This is a genomic window from Methanohalophilus halophilus (assembly GCF_001889405.1).
In the GTDB taxonomy this organism is placed as follows: Archaea; Halobacteriota; Methanosarcinia; order Methanosarcinales; family Methanosarcinaceae; genus Methanohalophilus; species Methanohalophilus halophilus.
The window spans coordinates 893,506-909,117 of record NZ_CP017921.1 but is presented as its reverse complement, the minus strand read 5'-3'; the positions used below and the strand labels follow the sequence as shown (position 1 = coordinate 909,117).

18 protein-coding genes and 1 tRNA gene are annotated in these 15,612 nt (G+C 44.2%); 5 read left to right on the top strand and 14 right to left on the bottom strand.

The window, feature by feature from the left end; translation table 11 throughout:
• Positions 1–72: 72 nt before the first annotated feature.
• On the bottom strand, positions 73–1,269 hold the full coding sequence (locus BHR79_RS04530) for a molybdopterin molybdotransferase MoeA (protein WP_072561261.1): 1,197 nt from the start codon (positions 1,267–1,269) through the stop codon (positions 73–75).
• A gap of 24 nt (positions 1,270–1,293) precedes the next feature.
• Positions 1,294–2,172 carry a branched-chain-amino-acid transaminase gene (gene ilvE / locus BHR79_RS04525; RefSeq protein ID WP_072561260.1) on the bottom strand — a complete coding sequence of 293 codons (879 nt, stop codon included), beginning with the start codon at positions 2,170–2,172 and terminating at the stop codon, positions 1,294–1,296.
• A gap of 142 nt (positions 2,173–2,314) precedes the next feature.
• Between ilvE and BHR79_RS04520 the strand changes: the two genes are divergently transcribed.
• The 3 genes from BHR79_RS04520 (at position 2,315) to BHR79_RS04510 (ending at position 4,274) form a co-directional block, all read left to right on the top strand.
• Positions 2,315–2,389: transfer RNA gene (locus tag BHR79_RS04520), tRNA-Arg, on the top strand.
• 191 nt (positions 2,390–2,580) lie between these two features.
• Positions 2,581–3,831 (top strand): MFS transporter, encoded by a 1,251-nt coding sequence (locus tag BHR79_RS04515; protein ID WP_072561259.1) that lies wholly within the window; start codon positions 2,581–2,583, stop codon positions 3,829–3,831.
• 38 nt (positions 3,832–3,869) lie between these two features.
• Complete coding sequence (locus BHR79_RS04510; RefSeq protein WP_072561258.1) at positions 3,870–4,274, top strand: PaaI family thioesterase; 405 nt, start codon at positions 3,870–3,872, stop codon at positions 4,272–4,274.
• Positions 4,275–4,276: 2 nt separating this feature from the next.
• Here the strand turns inward: BHR79_RS04510 and BHR79_RS04505 are convergent, their stop codons facing one another.
• Positions 4,277–4,918 (bottom strand): HAD family hydrolase, encoded by a 642-nt coding sequence (locus BHR79_RS04505; protein WP_072561257.1) that lies wholly within the window; start codon positions 4,916–4,918, stop codon positions 4,277–4,279.
• Between the two features lie 21 nt (positions 4,919–4,939).
• Positions 4,940–5,329 carry a response regulator gene (locus BHR79_RS04500; RefSeq protein ID WP_072561256.1) on the bottom strand — a complete coding sequence of 130 codons (390 nt, stop codon included), beginning with the start codon at positions 5,327–5,329 and terminating at the stop codon, positions 4,940–4,942.
• A gap of 229 nt (positions 5,330–5,558) precedes the next feature.
• Between BHR79_RS04500 and gpmI the strand changes: the two genes are divergently transcribed.
• Positions 5,559–7,103: a 2,3-bisphosphoglycerate-independent phosphoglycerate mutase gene (gene gpmI / locus BHR79_RS04495; protein WP_072561255.1), complete on the top strand. Its 1,545-nt coding sequence runs from the start codon at positions 5,559–5,561 to the stop codon at positions 7,101–7,103.
• Here the strand turns inward: gpmI and fen are convergent.
• The 3 genes from fen to BHR79_RS04480 all read right to left on the bottom strand — a co-directional run bounded on the left by fen (position 7,091) and on the right by BHR79_RS04480 (position 8,869).
• Positions 7,091–8,110 (bottom strand): flap endonuclease-1, encoded by a 1,020-nt coding sequence (gene fen / locus BHR79_RS04490; protein ID WP_072561254.1) that lies wholly within the window; start codon positions 8,108–8,110, stop codon positions 7,091–7,093. The two genes, gpmI and fen, sit on opposite strands and share 13 nt — an antisense overlap.
• Positions 8,111–8,434 carry a hypothetical protein gene (locus BHR79_RS04485; RefSeq protein WP_072561253.1) on the bottom strand — a complete coding sequence of 108 codons (324 nt, stop codon included), beginning with the start codon at positions 8,432–8,434 and terminating at the stop codon, positions 8,111–8,113.
• Between the two features lie 111 nt (positions 8,435–8,545).
• A complete protein-coding gene (locus tag BHR79_RS04480) occupies positions 8,546–8,869 on the bottom strand; it encodes a hypothetical protein (RefSeq protein ID WP_013038284.1) in 324 nt (107 codons plus the stop codon).
• A gap of 107 nt (positions 8,870–8,976) precedes the next feature.
• On the opposite strand from BHR79_RS04480, the gene BHR79_RS04475 reads away from it, so the two are divergent.
• The gene (locus tag BHR79_RS04475; RefSeq protein ID WP_072561252.1) at positions 8,977–9,876 is read left to right on the top strand and encodes a presenilin family intramembrane aspartyl protease PSH; all 900 of its coding nucleotides are present in this window, start codon (positions 8,977–8,979) and stop codon (positions 9,874–9,876) included.
• A 2-nt stretch (positions 9,877–9,878) separates the two neighbouring features.
• On the opposite strand, the gene BHR79_RS04470 is transcribed toward BHR79_RS04475, so the two are convergent.
• The 7 genes from BHR79_RS04470 to mmp3 are packed head-to-tail and all read right to left on the bottom strand — an operon-like array spanning position 9,879 to position 15,559.
• On the bottom strand, positions 9,879–10,331 hold the full coding sequence (locus tag BHR79_RS04470; protein WP_072561251.1) for a carboxymuconolactone decarboxylase family protein: 453 nt from the start codon (positions 10,329–10,331) through the stop codon (positions 9,879–9,881).
• 15 nt (positions 10,332–10,346) lie between these two features.
• On the bottom strand, positions 10,347–11,288 hold the full coding sequence (locus BHR79_RS04465; RefSeq protein WP_072561250.1) for a methanogenesis marker 7 protein: 942 nt from the start codon (positions 11,286–11,288) through the stop codon (positions 10,347–10,349).
• On the bottom strand, positions 11,266–11,877 hold the full coding sequence (locus BHR79_RS04460) for a methanogenesis marker 17 protein (RefSeq protein WP_072561249.1): 612 nt from the start codon (positions 11,875–11,877) through the stop codon (positions 11,266–11,268). The genes BHR79_RS04465 and BHR79_RS04460 overlap by 23 nt, the downstream gene beginning before the upstream one ends.
• A gap of 6 nt (positions 11,878–11,883) precedes the next feature.
• The gene (locus BHR79_RS04455) at positions 11,884–13,128 is read right to left on the bottom strand and encodes a methanogenesis marker 15 protein (RefSeq protein WP_072561248.1); all 1,245 of its coding nucleotides are present in this window, start codon (positions 13,126–13,128) and stop codon (positions 11,884–11,886) included.
• On the bottom strand, positions 13,125–13,580 hold the full coding sequence (locus tag BHR79_RS04450) for a methanogenesis marker 5 protein (protein ID WP_072561247.1): 456 nt from the start codon (positions 13,578–13,580) through the stop codon (positions 13,125–13,127). Before BHR79_RS04450 ends, BHR79_RS04455 begins: the two co-directional genes overlap by 4 nt.
• A 9-nt stretch (positions 13,581–13,589) precedes the next feature.
• The gene (locus tag BHR79_RS04445) at positions 13,590–14,024 is read right to left on the bottom strand and encodes a methanogenesis marker 6 protein (RefSeq protein ID WP_072561246.1); all 435 of its coding nucleotides are present in this window, start codon (positions 14,022–14,024) and stop codon (positions 13,590–13,592) included.
• Positions 14,021–15,559 carry a methyl-coenzyme M reductase-associated protein Mmp3 gene (mmp3, locus tag BHR79_RS04440; protein ID WP_234970454.1) on the bottom strand — a complete coding sequence of 513 codons (1,539 nt, stop codon included), beginning with the start codon at positions 15,557–15,559 and terminating at the stop codon, positions 14,021–14,023. Before mmp3 ends, BHR79_RS04445 begins: the two co-directional genes overlap by 4 nt.
• Positions 15,560–15,612 lie beyond the last annotated feature (53 nt).

The following is a 15,612-nucleotide window of genomic DNA, read 5'->3' as shown; positions in this document are numbered from 1 at the left end:
TGGATGAGCATAACGGTGCATTGATACATATGCACATAAATAAGTTTCTAAAAAAGGCCAATGAAGCCAGGATCAATTTTCAAAGAAAGTGACTTCAACCTCGTTCCCGGCTTTCACAAAACTGATTTGCGGTTCGATTACAATGTAACCATCGGCCTTTGCCAGTGTTGTAATTGAAGCAGAGGTTTTATCCACCGAATAGGCACAGTCATCAATTACTTCCACACAATGATATTCCAGCCTGTTATCTGAATACACATCATCCATAAGGGTTGCTTTAATCCTTTGCCTTGCAGGGGCGGTAATCCCCAGTCCTTTTCTTACAAGGGAAGACACAATCTCATTGAATACCATCAGGGATGCTGTAGGATTACCGGGCAATCCAATCACGGGAATATTCCTGACTGATCCAATAATTACCGGTTTGCCGGGTTTGAACTTTAAGCCATGCATCCGGATTTGTCCTTCTTCTTCCATTAACCTGTACATGAAATCATCCGAACCTGCCGATGTGCTGCCGGTTGTCAATACGATATCACATTCAGAAACTGCCTTTAAAAGGAGAGAACGGGCTTTTTCAGGTTCATCCCCAACTATACCATAGGCTACAGGAGTTGCCGACAAACGTCTGATAGCGGTTGACAGTGTATAGGAATTGGCATCATAGATCCTGCCCCGACCTAGAGGATTGCCAGGCTCGGTCAATTCATTACCGGTAGAGATAATGCCCACTTTCAGTTTTTTCACAATTGTATTATTGATGCCCAGCGCTGCAAGGATACCAATCTTTGCAGGAGACAACATTTGCCCTGCTTCAAGAACAGTTTCATCTCTGGAAATATCAGTGCCTGCGGCAAGGATGTGCTGGCCTTGCCTTACATCACTATGGATACACACTTTCCCGTCTGCAAGAGTGGTATCTTCCACCATAACAACAGAATCACTTTCCTGTGGAATCGGGGCCCCGGTGGAAATTTCCACAGCTTCACCTTTTCCAAGGGACAGGATATCCCCTCTTCCCGCAGGTACATAGGCTTTCAGTAACAAACATGTGCCTTGCGTAGGTACATCTTTGGCACGGATAGCATAACCATCCTTGAGTGCCTTGGCAAAGGATGGAACATTGATGTCAGATACTATTTTTTCTGCAAGTATGCGACCATCGGCATGTACAAGTGAAACATGTTCCACTCCGCAATTGACGGGCAGAGAGGCCAGAATTTGCCTGGCCTCATCCAGTGATGTTAGATGATTGAGTATTTTGCGCATCTTAGTTTATGCAACCTTCAATACTTATTCATATATCGGAGTACCGGTAGTACCTGTGATCTCCTCGAAAGCCTTTACCATTTCCCCGGTAATAGGCCCGGGTTTTCCATCTCCGATAAGCCTTCCGTCAACCTTTGTAATGGGGGCGGCTTCAGCAGCCGTACCGGTTACAAAAACCTCATCTGCTGTGAATAAGTCAAAAAGGCCTACGTTTTCCTCAAATACCTCATAACCTCTTTCAACAAGTAACTCAATCGCTGTTGCACGGGTAATACCCTTCAGATTGGAAATCGTTGGAGGAGTATACACTTTGCCATTCTTTATGATGAAGATATTATCCCCGGAACCTTCGCAGATGTAGCCGTTGCCGTCCAGGAATATCGCTTCGTCGCCCCCCTTGGCATTGGCTTCAATCTTGGCCAGGATATTATTCAGGTAGTTCAGGGATTTGATATTTGGAGAGAGGGCATCGGGAGCGTTGCGCCGGGTTGCAACCATGACTGCTTTCAAACCAACCTCATAGAGATCCCCGTACATTGCCCCCCATTCCTGGGTAATGATGAATATATTGGGAGTTTTGCATTTGCGGGGGTCAAGACCGAGGTCCCCTACACCACGGGATACGATGGGTCTTATGTATGCATCACTGAGATCATTTTTTCGCAGGGTTTCCAGGATTGCCTGAATCATCTCTTCCCTGCTGATGGGTATTTCCATTGCAATGGCCTTTGCAGAATCAAATAAACGATCCACATGCTCTTTTAATTTGAATACCCTGCCGTTGTATGCCCTGATCCCTTCAAAGACACCGTCACCATAGAGGAAACCATGGTCATAGACAGAAGTGCTTGCTTCGGATTTGGGGACATAATCACCGTTGTAATAAACCAGAACTTCACTCATTTTCAGCCCTCTTAATATGACTTATCAGTATTAAGGTGGACAAATGTTATCATAATATATATGAATATTTGCAAATTCATACCCGACAGTTGACAAAAGGCTTTTATGCACCAAATCCTATTTCATGTCGCTTCACTATCCTGGGCCCGTGGCTTAGCCAGGATATAGCACCGGGCTTCTAACCCGGTGGTCGTGGGTTCAAATCCCACCGGGTCCGCATTAATTTTTATTTTACTGTATACCTGCAGAGTACTGGAACCCTTATATGACAATCCATAATTCCAGACAACACCAAAACGGAAACTACTACGATCCGGATTCAGTCATAACCATAACTCACTTGAAACCTTGAGGGAAGTATCCCGAATTCATCAAAAGTTATTAGATAAGACCTCTAATACCTAATGGATGAAAAATACCGGATGCAACGATCCAAAGCATTCCCTGCTTCCTATAATAACGGTTAATTTCATAGGTTCCCTGAGTTTTGCCATAGTCATCCCGTTCCTTGTTTTCCTTGTGGAAAGATTTGGGGGGAATGCCATCATCTATGGCCTAATCAATTCCATGTATCCTGCCTTTCAATTGGTGGGGGGGCCCATCCTGGGACGCTGGTCCGATATACATGGCAGGAAAAAGATCCTTCTGGTAAGCCAGATCGGAACCCTCCTCTCCTGGATAATATTCCTGTGCGCTTTTTTCCTGCCCCTGGATGAACTAATCAGGGTGAATTCAGCAATAACAGGCAGTTTCATCCTGACACTTCCCCTGATAATCCTGTTCATTGCCAGATCGCTTGACGGCATCACTGGAGGCAATGTAGCTGTTGCAAATGCATATCTTGCCGATATAACCCGGGAAAAAGACAGGAACAAAAATTTCGGGAAAATGTCCATTGCTTCAAATCTCGGTTTCATAATCGGACCTGCACTGGCAGGTGTTTTAAGCATGACCACCTACGGGGAAATGATACCTGTAATTGCAACCATAGTTATATCCATTGCAGGCACAATAATAATTGGCCTTTTTATCCCTGCAACAACCCATTGTATATCCCGGCAGCAAAATAAAATAAAGTTAAAACATGTAATGCAAATTCAAAACATACCCTTTATTTTAATCCTGTATTTCTTCATATTCCTGGGTTTTAACATATTCTATACATCATTCCCCATCCATGCCATAAAAGTACTCAAATGGTCGGTCAGCGATATGGGAATATATTTCTCATTTTTGAGCATCATAATGGTGATTGTACAGGGCCCTGTACTGACCCGCGCCTCAGAACGATTCCGGGACAGCCAGCTCGTGATTGCCGGGAGTATGTTGCTTGGAACCAATTTCTTGTTACTTACATCAGGTGATTTCGTATTAACCTACATAGCAGCCGTTTTCTTTGCTTTTGGAAACGGCATAATGTGGCCTTCCATCCTCTCTATAATTTCAAAGCTTGCAGGAGCACAGAATCAGGGTTCTGTACAGGGATTTGCCAGCAGTTTTTCCAGCATGGCAGCAATAATAGGACTTATTGTGGGAGGAATTATTTATGAAATATTTCAGGCAAAGGCATTTGTTGTCACAGCTTTGATAATTTACATTGTATTCATCCTTTCATTCAGGTTATTGAAACTTGAAGATTTAAATCATGAGAAGTACTGATAAACAACCTTTTTATCTAACCAGAAATATGTTGCTGTATGAAAGAAGCGGAAGAATTGCTGAAAAAGGACCTGTTTGCCAGATATATAGGTATAGAGCTGATGGAAGTTTCAAAAGGCTATGCAAAAGCTTCCATGAGAATTGAGGACAAGCATAAAAACGGGGTTGGCACAGTACAGGGAGGGGCCATATTCACCCTCGCAGACTTTACATTTGCAGCTGCTGCCAACTCCCACGGCAATGTAGCTGTAGCCATCAATGCCAACATAAGCTACCCAAAGGCTGCAACCGAGGGGACACTGACAGCTGAAGCCTTTGAAACCTCACTGAATCCCAAAATTGCAACCTATACGGTAACTGTCACGGATAATGAAGCAGACACTGTTGCCCGCTTCGAAGGACTTGCATATCGGAAAAGGATAAGAATTGAAGATATTACCTGAACTTATTTCAAAGATAAAAGGTACTGTGCCAGTTTCCCATGATCTTCAAATATCCTATCCGCGCCTTCCAGCTTATCCGGGGAAACATAAGTAGGGACAGCCACACAATACATCCCTGCCCTTTTGGCCGCTTCTACCCCTTTTGTAGCATTTTCTACCACAATACACTCCCGGGGATTCACTTCAAGCATACGGGAAGCTTTTAAGAATGGCTCCGGTTCGGGTTTGCCCTTGATGACATCCTCCCCGCTGATAACCGCATCGAAGATGCCCGGGAAAAAATCATCCACTATATGGTTCACAATTGTTCTGTCGGCACCCGAAACCATGGATATCAGAAAATGCTCCTTTAGCTCCGGTAAAATCGCACGTATTTGTTCAAAGGGCCTGAAACTGGCTGTCCGTTTGAATTCCTCCTGATATTGTGCAAGGAGTCCTTCAATGTCCAGAGATCCAGGATCGATATTTTTACGTTTTAATATGTGAGTTACAATGTCAACTGTTCTGGAACCTTCCATATCATAGATGGTTTGTTCATCGAGATGTATTCCCACAGCACCGAATACCCGATTAATTGTTTTTACATGATGGGGCATTGAGTCAATGAGAATGCCATCCATATCAAAAATCAAAGCCCTGGCCATGTATAAAAATACTCCATGATATCAGGAATCATCAGATACGTCATTTTTGTGCAGAGCAATCTCAATATTTGTATGGATATCCTCTACTTTGAAAGGTTTGGATATATAGCCGGCCGGGTGTGTTAATTTCGCCCTTTCAAGGGTTTCTTCATCAGTATAAGCGGTCAGATATATTACAGGAATGTTAAAATTTTTCCTTATATAATTTCCCGCCTCTATACCGTCACCTTCTCCTTTCAGCAAGATATCCATCAAAACCAAATCCGGATAAAAAAGATCGGCTTTGCGTATAGCATCCTCTGCGGAAGATGCCGTACAGGGAATGGAATAGCCTAAAGATTCAAGTTTGCTTTTAATCCCCATAGCAACTATATTTTCGTCTTCGACTATCATTATTTGTGCATTTTTCATCAAAGGACCTTCATAAATTTCAACATGAACATATAATGAATCCTTTCCGTTAACACTTACATATAAAATGTACAGGTGTTGTTATGAGGGAATTATTGAACTATTATTCATCAAGTGCCACTTAATATAAATTTATTGCTGTCATTCATATAAAGCTTGATGGTTAACATATTGCAAATAAATAATACATTCCTGATTCCTTATATAGCATAAAAGCGTGAGTGAAAACATGACACTGGCCCGAAAACCTCTCTTGTTAATGATACTGGACGGATGGGGATACTCCCCCACCAGAAAAGGAAATGCTGTAGTACAAGCAAATACCCCAAGTCTTGACAGGCTCGAAAAAGAGAATCCAACTTCCCTTTTGCAGGCTGCCGGAGAATCTGTGGGCCTCCCACACGGGCAGATGGGAAACTCCGAAGTAGGCCATTTAAACATCGGTGCAGGCAGAATTGTCTATCAGGATCTAACCCGTATTAACCTAGCAATCAAAGATGGGGAAATCTATGAAAACCAGGTTCTGCTTGATGCTATCAGGAATGTGAAGGAAAAAAATTCAAAACTGCATATCATGGGCCTGTTTTCCCGCGGAGGAGTCCACAGTCACATAGAACACATGCGTGCCCTGATAGAGATGGCTAAAAAGGAAGCCTTAAGTGAAGTATTCATCCATACTTTCCTTGACGGCAGGGATGTAGCCCCCAGGGCCGCCCTTGAGGACATGAAAGAGCATGAATTATTCTGCAGGGAAAACGGTATCTCAAAGACTGCCAGTGTATCCGGCAGATACTATGCAATGGATCGTGACAAACGGTGGGAACGTACCCGGCTTGCCTATGACGCCCTGACACTGGGAGAAGGAATAACTGCTGAAGATCCTGTGGAAGCGGTACAACTTGCCTACGACAGAGGAGAAAATGACGAATTTGTCAAACCCACTGTTATCCAGGAGAAAGGCAAACCTGTAGCCACAATTGAAGATAATGATTCTGTGATCATGTTCAATTTCCGGCCGGACAGGGCAAGGCAGCTTACCTATGCATTTGTGGAAGATGGGTTTGAAGGTTTTGAGAGGACAAAGCATCCACAGGTACATTATGTCTGCATGACACAGTATGATGAAAAACTGGACGTACCTGTTGCCTATCCACCCAAAGAGATAAAAAATACACTTGGAGAAGTTTTGAGCAGGGAAAATATGTCCCAGTTGCGTATCGCCGAAACTGAAAAGTATGCTCATGTCACCTTTTTCTTCAACGGCGGGGCGGAAAAGAAATTCAAAGGAGAAGAAAGATGCCTCATTCCCTCACCCAAAGTTGCAACCTATGACCTCAAGCCCGATATGAGTGCCTATGAAGTGGCTGAAGAACTCACCAGCAGGATTGAATCCGCAAATTATGATGTGATCATACTCAATTTCGCCAACATGGATATGGTGGGACATACCGGTTTCTTTGAGCCGACTATCAAAGCCGTAGAGGCTGTGGATGAATGTGTGGGAAAAGTAATCGCAAAGATACAACAAAAAGGCGGTGAAGCATTGATAATAGCCGACCACGGAAATGCGGAACAAATGGAAGAAGTCCAGGGAGACCAGCCCCATACCGCCCACACAAGCAATCCGGTTAAATGCATATGTATCTCAGAAAGGCAAAATATCAAAATTAGAAATGGCATCCTTGCTGATATTGCACCGACTGTCCTGCAAATGCTTTCAATAAAACAACCCGAAGAAATGACAGGAAAGTCCCTGATTGTTCAAAACCATTGATCCAGGGTTTGCTGGCTTCGCTGCTTGCCGGCTTTTTCAAGCCGATCTACAGCTTTGAGAACTCGCTCCTCAGAGAAATCATGCTGTTTGCAAAGGAAATTCACTATCTTTTCCTTTTGTGGAGATTTCCATTTCAGTTCATAAGCATCCGTTACAGGTGGATTCAGGAAAAAATCGATCTTTGCATCAAGCTCGTCAATAGTTTCACCCCTGTGCTCCAGGACCTTATGAATACTGCCATGTTGTTTTATTAATTTAAGGGCGGTTTTGGGGCCGACTTTCTCCAGCCCTTTATTATAATCAGTACCCACACACAGGGCAATCCCGATCAGTTGCTGACGGTCTATATCCAGCAACTTGATATTTTGCATAAGATCAATAGATTCGGGTTCTACATCAATGTAAACATTCTTGCCCGGCAGTTTGCGTTTACCCGTAATTGTAAGATTGCGCACTACCCTTGGAGCACCGAAAAGCAGGGAATCGTAGTCCTGAGAAGCACTATAATCTGCATCACCTTTGTTAACCATATAGGCTGCCTGTGCTTCACCTTCAGAAGGAGCCTGTACACAGGGAATTCCCATGAAATCCAGAAGTTGCATGGAATCCTCCACTATCCGGGCATCTACCTTTGAAGAGGCCTGTGCATATTTGTAGGCTTCTTCTGAAAGGCCTTTTTCTTTTGCTTCATCCCATTTTGTACGAGCCTCTTCCCTGGATTTTTTACGCTGGCTAATTGTATCTGCCTTGAAATCGGGAGGTTTGCCATCAAAAACAAAAACAGGTTTTATACCGGCTTCAAAAAGATTGGTCATCCTGTACAGGATACCGGAGAGATGGGACGTGATATTACCCCTGGAATCCTTCAGGGGAGTGCCGTCACGTTGCCTGATGATACTCAAAAACTGGTAAAGGGTATTATATCCGTCAATCGCCACAGTCCTGTGAGCAAGATCATCCAATCCCACCTGTTTTTTTTTCAGTATATCCCCGATATCTACACCCATTCAGTGCCCTCTTAAATTGGTTTGATGAAGTTGGATATCTGTATCAAGGCGTATATCCAGCACCGAGTCATCATCGGCCTTCATCCGCCCTACCTTCAGTATATTACCTGCCCTTTCAAGGAGAGTTGTTCTGGAAACCTGTAACTGATGCCCATCCTTCTTGTCACCCTTATGGACTACCAGCACATCATTTCCTTCAACAGCAGTCTTACCTGTCCGGGAGAGCATATTCCTGATTACCTGCTCAAATTCCGAATATATCAGAATTTCTGAATTTTTGCCGGATTTTTTTATGACACCAATTGGTTTAAGATTAATTTGCATTGAGCCCACCCTACCATTATGAAACTTGTTGATAATTGCCCATACAAACCATCACATTAATATTGTTTTCGGCAGATGTCGATGATTAAAAATAATGAAGAATAGAAAAGCTCAACGATAGTTTCTTCTGTTGAAGGTTTCCATGGCATCATCCACCACATTTGTGACAGTATCTATTTTTTTGCCCATGTTATCTTCAACACTCTGAATATTAATCCGAAGAGAACGTTCCCTTAGATCGAGCTGCTCTTCAATCTTACGCATCCGCATATCCAGGGAAAGGAGCATCGCTGCAAGAGCTCCTACCATTACAATGGCAGCAAGAACGATCAATGAGTTAGCCGGACTGTATTTGAACCTGCCCAGCCATACATATGTCAACACAAAAGCTGATACAACCATAACGATAGAAAAAACAATGTCCCTTGTTTCCATGGTAAGACCTCTATTTTACTTAATCCATGTTACTACTTAAGTATTACATAAACTTAATTAATGGATGTTGCATTAGGTTCTGTACCATACAAACAGGATGAGAAAATTTGAGCGAGAATGAAAACGGAATCAAGGAATACTTCCCGATGATTGTAATGGCCGGCTTTATACTGGTCATCCAGATCATTGCACTCACCCTTGCACAACCAATGAACGACCTGGGCATGCAGGCAGTAGATAATCCCCAATCCGCGACCAATTCCATATACTACATAATCGCAATTCTCATATTCACCCTGTTTTTACTTTTCGCTATCAAGAAAGAGATAAAATGGGTAATCCAGATGAGCATCCTTGTTGCTGTGGCCTCTACCATGTATTACGGATTCTATCCCCTCTTCCATCTTACAGGATTGGGGGGAGACGGACCGGTAATCGGGGGGCTGTTAATGGCAACTGTTTTCACAATCCTGCTTTATGTCCATCCTGAATGGTACATAATAGACTTTGTGGGTATCATTGTAGGAGCAGCTGCAAGTTCTATTTTTGGGATATCATTTGGCATTTTGCCCGCAATTGTGCTGCTGGGACTGCTTGCAGCCTACGATGCAATCTCAGTGTATAAGACAAAACATATGATTGCCCTTGCAGAAGGCGTGATGGATCTAAAACTGCCAATCCTGTTTGTTATACCCAAAAAAAGAAATTACTCATTTATTGAGGACACTCCCTCAACAGACGGAGAAAAAGAAGCCTTCTACATGGGATTGGGCGATGCCATAATGCCAACAATAATAGTCGTTTCTGCAAATGTATTCCTTCATCATGAAGGCTTCATAGGAGTTCCTGCCATCGGAGCAATGATAGGCACCCTTATCGGATTTTTTGCCCTGACAATCCTGGTCATGAAAGGGAAACCCCAGGCAGGCCTCCCATTTTTAAATAGCGGGGCAATTCTGGGTTACGTGGCCGGTGCCTTAATAGCCGGGATGCCCCTTCTGGGATAAAATTACCTTTCCGAACCTGTGATATTGCATGAATCACATTCACTGTCACAGGAAGAGGAATTACCATTTACCTCCTCATCAAGGGCCCGTGTGCCTTCTGCAAGCACCGAGGCATTGGAGAGAGCCCCTCCTATAAGAATAGCATCGAATATCTGTTCCCTTGTCAAACCAAGCCTGCGGGCAACCCTGATATGCATCTTGAGACAATGATCACATCTCAGTGCAGAAGCAACACCCACGCAGATAAGTTCGATTGTTTCGGGATCAAGTCTTTCAAACTCCCGCATTATAGAATTATCATACATTACTTTAGGGATTAGCAGCTCTGGCATATCTTTCATGAAATTGAGGATATAGGGGACTTCCCCATATCGTTCCTCAACTGTTGAAAGCACATCGGAAACCGCTTCATCTTCATCCTTTTCAAGAATTTCCTTGATATTTTCCAGATCCATTACACACCCTCTTAATCATATAGTAAATCCGGTCTCTGAGCGACGACGTATCTTTATTAAAATGTAATCTTTCATTTTTGAAGGGGTGATGTTTGCCACATCCGAGAGGGAGATATTTTCATCCAATTCCAGCTGTTCCAGTTTTTCATGGAATTGTCCAAAGGGAAGTTTCACCCTCATACCATCCAGTTGAAGGGTTATTGGGGCAGGGGTTAGCACGTCATTAATTTCAGGCACCTGCTCTTTAATCTCCTTCATAACTCTTGCAGGCAATACCGCAAGAGGATCCCGGGATATTTCTTCACGCAGTTTATCCACAACTTCCCCGACAGTTTTATTCAATACATCAAGGCTGTCCATTTCACCTTCATTGCGCAGCCTGTGAGATACACGTCCAATGCCTCCAACATAAACATCGGCACCCTCCACATCGCCAGTACTCAGATCCGGACCTCCTGTAGCCACAATGGGAACATTGACACCCGAGAAAAGTTTGGGTTTCTTATTTATTATACAGTCACTGAAATTCCCAAAACTGTAAACGGCAATGTCATGTTCGTTAATTAGCCGTCTTTCATAATCCTGAGAAAGAGCCACTCTTCGGCCCATACCACGTGCGAGTCCCAGCATATTGGTATTAGCACCATCCCTGCGCAGATGTTCGGCAACATCACATGCTGAATGAGGAAGATGATGGTAGGCAAGGGTTGGGGATACTACAGCTATTTCGGTACCTGTTAAGGGAGCTCGCGTGAGTTTGCCCAGTATTTTCTTTGCAAGTTCTTCCATCAGGGGGACATCTTTACGGGGAATCAGCATTACAAGATTAATTTCCGTTGCAGCCGGTGTACTCTGTACAAGATAGCCGCCCAGGTCTTCCAGGAGTTCAATAATCAGGCCATGTTTGTGCACACCGCCTTCATAGACGTAGGGTTCAAGTACTGCTGCCACTGGCATCATCTCCCTTTAGTTCTTCAAGCATGGCGTGTGCTTCATCAATCCATTCTTTTTGCATCGTATCCTCAGATGCCACAAATATGAAATCATTACCGTTCAATGAATGATAACGTACCCTGAAACCTTCAGGAGCAACCCTGATAGCCATATCCGCCAGGTTGGACTTGAGTGTGCGCCGCGGGTCATCCACAACAAGATTTTCGAGAGAGCCCATCTCATCCTCCGGATTATCCACAAACAGGGAAATGGTCCACCTGTCCGGTTGCTCAAGGCTGTCACGTCCATACCGATCCCAGAGCATCTGCAACAGGCGTGGAAGATGTTTTTCTACAGAGATCGTGATCAAAATTTCTCCTTCACTGCCCCCTTTTTGTATTTCGGCAAAATCTTTCAATATCACCTGTGGGAGAACACCACGCACAACTGCCGCCAGCTGGAAAAGGGAATCTTCGGGCCTTATTACTACTTTGATTTTTGCGATCCTGCCCGCCATCCCCAGATCGGAGATTACATCTGATACAATCTTTCGATATGGAGCGGCTTCCTCTTCAACTGTGGTTTCAACCACGAACTTTTCAAGGGTTGCCAATTCTAATCACTCCTTATCCACAAAACCGGAGACAAGCAACGCAGCACCCACTGCACCGATATGTTGGGAATATGGAGGAACAACTACATCGATCTTGAGCAGTTCTTCCAGAGCTTTGGGTACACCTGCGATCAGGGATGAACCACCCACCAGGACAAGAGGTTCTTTGACTTCAATTTCCTGAAGCTGCTGTTCAAATATTTGTTCCACAACACTGTGGCAGGCAGCAGCCGCCACGTCTTCGGGTGTAGCTCCCTTGGCAAGGGAATTTACTAGGGACTGGATTCCGAAAACAATACAATAACTGTTCATTTCTACATTTTTCTGCATTCCCTTGATTGCAAGATCCCCGAGTTCCGTGATGTCCACACCCAGTCTCTTGGAAGTCATTTCAAGGAATCTGCCCGAAGCACCGGCACAAACGCCTCCCATAGTGAACATCCCGGGAATGCCATCCTGTACTGAAATGGCTTTGTTATCCATACCACCAATATCAATTACAGTGGCATCACCCTGCTGTGTCTTTGCAAGGTAGACTGCGCCCTTGGAATTTACCGTAATTTCTTCCTGCATAAGATCGGCATGGAAGTGATCGCCTATAAGGAAACGTCCGTATCCTGTTGTACCAATTGCCTGCAGGTCCTCTCTCTTGACACCGGACTGGTCCAGTGCCTGCTGAAGGGCTTTTTCAGCACTTTCAAGCACTTTGATGGTGGGCACCCAGCCTTCACCAATGATCTCATTATCCTTCATAACTACAGCTTTGGTAGTGGTTGAACCAGAGTCAATACCTGCAGTTAATCCTTCCTGGTTTTCCCTTGCAAGTAAATGTTTGCTCTTTGCAATGGTTGTCAGGGCTTCCATACGTGTCAGCAGGGTAGCTGCAGTCGTTCGCTCGGTAAAGGAATAACTTATAACCGGCAGACCTGAATCTTCAAATATATAACGACGTACTTCGTTACGAACAATCGCAGCTTCAGCGCATCGGAAACAGGTAGCAACAAACACGCCGTCCACCTGAGCCACGCCTTCTACTACGGCTTTTGCCCTGGCCATCATGAGACGCAGATCCGGACTTGCGACTTCCAGCCCGAATTCCTGCCCTATGGTATCCAGCGATGCCACATCCATCTCCGGAAAGACAAGTTCAGCATTCAAGGAAGATGCTGCCGATTCCAGTTCCTTCTGGATACCGGCATATTCAGAACCGCATGAAACCAGTGCTATCTTTACTTTATCAGAATTACTCATTCTTCATCCTCCTCTTTAGGCAGGGATTTCAGGAATTCAGCAATCTGGTATACAAAATATTTACCTTCTTCTTCGGTGCGAGGATATTTTACTTCAAGACGGGGAATGTCCTTTTGACGTGCAAGGAACTTAGTCAGTTCATTGGTACGTGCACAACCCATGCAACCAAAAGCAGATGACGAATCCAGCACGATAATCGCAGCTTCGGCCTCATCGATCTGAGGACCCACCAGGGCCATGCGGCCCCTCACACCGGCAGGAACTTCCACTGCAGCATATTTCAAGCCAAGTTTTGGATCTTCGGGAGTAATATTGATCGGTGGGGAATCCACACCTACTGTAGTGATTTTTTCCTTAATCTTCTCCATCATTGCAAGGGGTTTATGGCCAAACCTTTCAACAAGATCAGAAAGGATAAGGCTGTTAGTGGGGTAGATGAAAATTTTTGCCAAGGTGTCACCTCATAATTTGGATTCAATAATATCTTTAAGTTTGGATGGTGAAATTTTTTCAGGAGATTCTTCCTTTTCAGCCGGATTATATGCCTCATACTCATCAAGAGCTTTGCTGATGATGGGCAATGATGCTACTTCGTTTCTCAGGTAATGAAACCCCGGCCTTGGCCCTCCGCCTCTGGAAGCCCTGCAGCGACGTTTATCACCTGGTGGAAAACCCCTCTGTTTCACAAAAACATGATTTGGATCAAGGGCTCTTACTTCGGCTACTACCTTTTCCACCGAGTCACGCGGACCTGTCACCATTGTCCCGAAACAGGTTTCCTTAATGGTAATATCTACATCGGACTCATAGATTTTCATCGCAGCATCAGAAGGAAGCACACTTTCTGAGTCAATCACCACTATCTTTGTAATCTCATCAACATCCTCCCCGCTCATTCAATCTCCTCCTTCTTACTTTCCAGCACGTACATTGTATCCTTTTCAGTCAATGCCTTGAATTTCTCGGGCTCAAGGATTTTTCCTATTATATTGGTACTTGAAAATTTCTCACCGGTGGGACCAAACAGGTCGTCATCCTCTGTTTTAACTCCCACAATACCCATTCTTTTGGCGGCCTGGTTGGTAATCCCTATCTCAAAAGCTTTGGTTTTGTCCACAAGCACGTTTTCCGGCAATATTTCCTTATATTTTTCAGCGGACTTTGCGGCTTTAAATAAGTATGTATCCTCATATATCATCATAACAGGAAGTGTACCTATCGGCCTGAAAGTAAGACCTGCCGCGTGCCTGAAGAAATCCAGGGTTTTCGGGGCGAGTTCATCATACAGTTCAACACGAATAACCAGAGAATCCGGAGCCCCGGTTGCAATTACTTTTTTTGCCAGCAGAATATCGATAGTACTGGAAGGGTTTAATTTCACAATATTGGCATCGTCTTCTTTGTACCCTTCACGTACCAGTTCAACTCCCAGTCCTTCAAGATGTTTTGCAGCTTCTTTAAAGCCCATACCAAGTATATTGATGGGAGCAGGATCCGTCTTTACAAATATAGAGTGACCCTTCCCTGCCATGTGTATAAGTTCAATACCCTGTTCTATATGGCCAATTACAGAATGTACAACACTGGCAGCTCTTTCATCACGTGAGATGAACACTTTACCGGTGCCATAACCTGCAGTTCGTACCCATACCGCACCATCCCTTCGTGCTTCAAAGTTTTCAAAGGAGCAGATCTCACCTTTTAAACTACTGTCACTTATAAAAGAACTGGATTCATCGTCAACTTCGAAAAGTCCATCCTTAATTAGACCAAAGAAAAATTCAGCTCCTTCAGGGGATTCAAGAGCAAGTTTTACCTTGATAAAGGTAAAGAGACCGTCACCTTCCTCCAGGGCTGTGTTAATATCATCTGTGACCAGGTGTTTTGCAGATTCCTGCCATTCTATTACGGGTTCAATTTCAAGAATGCGATCAGAGCGCTCAAAACTGGTCAGAAGTTTCTTACCGCCCACAACCCTGGCAAAGGGACCATCTGCGGGTGCACCGTAGTCTGCAGAATGCTCTGCAAGGGAAAAAAGAAGATGAAAATTAGAAGGGTTATATCCCCCAGCTGAAAATAATACATCATATTTATCCAGCTTTGTGGGATTTCTTTCCGGTTTCAGGGATTCCGAAAAGGGTCCAAAGGCTGTGGCATCCTTGCTACTCCAGCGCAGGGAAATTCCTTCATATTGCCTGAAACTTTCCATCCACCTGCGGGCAGAGGCGGAAGAAGGATCAATTATTTCAAGGCGTAATTCTCCTTTTGTGGTCTTGACCCGATACTCCCTTACACTTTCAGAGCGGACACTTTCCGACTTTTTGAGAATACCCACGGATGCACCTTTTTTGTAGGGTGCCTCTGCTGTATCGATGGCTGTTTGTACTGTAGCACCATCCGGGAGAGATAACTTCTCGCCGTTAACAAGCACTTGAATCGTCCCTAATTCCTCCAATCCCTACATAGAGAGCACTTAATAATAAA

What these genes read in the sequence shown, in the direction of transcription:
- BHR79_RS04530 (WP_072561261.1), bottom strand. Translation starts at nt 1,269, where the DNA reads ATGCGCAAAATACTCAATCATCTAACATCACTGGATGAGGCCAGGCAA.
- ilvE (WP_072561260.1), bottom strand. Translation starts at nt 2,172, where the DNA reads ATGAGTGAAGTTCTGGTTTATTACAACGGTGATTATGTCCCCAAATCC.
- BHR79_RS04515 (WP_072561259.1), top strand. Translation starts at nt 2,581, where the DNA reads ATGAAAAATACCGGATGCAACGATCCAAAGCATTCCCTGCTTCCTATA.
- BHR79_RS04510 (WP_072561258.1), top strand. Translation starts at nt 3,870, where the DNA reads ATGAAAGAAGCGGAAGAATTGCTGAAAAAGGACCTGTTTGCCAGATAT.
- BHR79_RS04505 (WP_072561257.1), bottom strand. Translation starts at nt 4,918, where the DNA reads ATGGCCAGGGCTTTGATTTTTGATATGGATGGCATTCTCATTGACTCA.
- BHR79_RS04500 (WP_072561256.1), bottom strand. Translation starts at nt 5,329, where the DNA reads ATGAAAAATGCACAAATAATGATAGTCGAAGACGAAAATATAGTTGCT.
- gpmI (WP_072561255.1), top strand. Translation starts at nt 5,559, where the DNA reads ATGACACTGGCCCGAAAACCTCTCTTGTTAATGATACTGGACGGATGG.
- fen (WP_072561254.1), bottom strand. Translation starts at nt 8,110, where the DNA reads ATGGGTGTAGATATCGGGGATATACTGAAAAAAAAACAGGTGGGATTG.
- BHR79_RS04485 (WP_072561253.1), bottom strand. Translation starts at nt 8,434, where the DNA reads ATGCAAATTAATCTTAAACCAATTGGTGTCATAAAAAAATCCGGCAAA.
- BHR79_RS04480 (WP_013038284.1), bottom strand. Translation starts at nt 8,869, where the DNA reads ATGGAAACAAGGGACATTGTTTTTTCTATCGTTATGGTTGTATCAGCT.
- BHR79_RS04470 (WP_072561251.1), bottom strand. Translation starts at nt 10,331, where the DNA reads ATGGATCTGGAAAATATCAAGGAAATTCTTGAAAAGGATGAAGATGAA.
- BHR79_RS04465 (WP_072561250.1), bottom strand. Translation starts at nt 11,288, where the DNA reads ATGCCAGTGGCAGCAGTACTTGAACCCTACGTCTATGAAGGCGGTGTG.
- BHR79_RS04455 (WP_072561248.1), bottom strand. Translation starts at nt 13,128, where the DNA reads ATGAGTAATTCTGATAAAGTAAAGATAGCACTGGTTTCATGCGGTTCT.
- BHR79_RS04445 (WP_072561246.1), bottom strand. Translation starts at nt 14,024, where the DNA reads ATGAGCGGGGAGGATGTTGATGAGATTACAAAGATAGTGGTGATTGAC.